The organism is Cohnella sp. GbtcB17 (assembly GCF_019091135.1).
Classification (GTDB): Bacteria; Bacillota; Bacilli; order Paenibacillales; family Paenibacillaceae; genus Cohnella.
In genome coordinates, this window is the sequence record NZ_JAGXJW010000409.1 from 1 (window position 1) to 243 (window position 243).

Sequence of the window (243 nt, forward strand, 5' to 3'; positions counted from 1 at the left end):
CACGACCGTTCGTCCATCGCAACGTAAGCCGGGCCACGATGGAGGAGGGCTTGCTCCTTGTTAGACGTTTACAATTTTGAGATTATGAAGACCGGGCTGGCCTCCCCGGACAAGATCCGATCTTGGTCCAGAGGCGTAGTCAAGGAGCCCGGGACGATTAACTACCGAACCCTGACGCCGGAAAAGGATGACCTGTTCTGCGACAAGATTTTCGGGCCGCCCAAGGACTGGGGGTGCCACTGC

General features: G+C 57.6%; 1 protein-coding gene. It reads left to right on the top strand.

The window, feature by feature from the left end:
- Window positions 1-57 precede the first annotated feature (57 nt).
- The coding region (locus KVT38_RS34050; RefSeq protein WP_217598123.1) for a hypothetical protein at window positions 58-243 on the top strand (186 nt) is incomplete at its 3' end.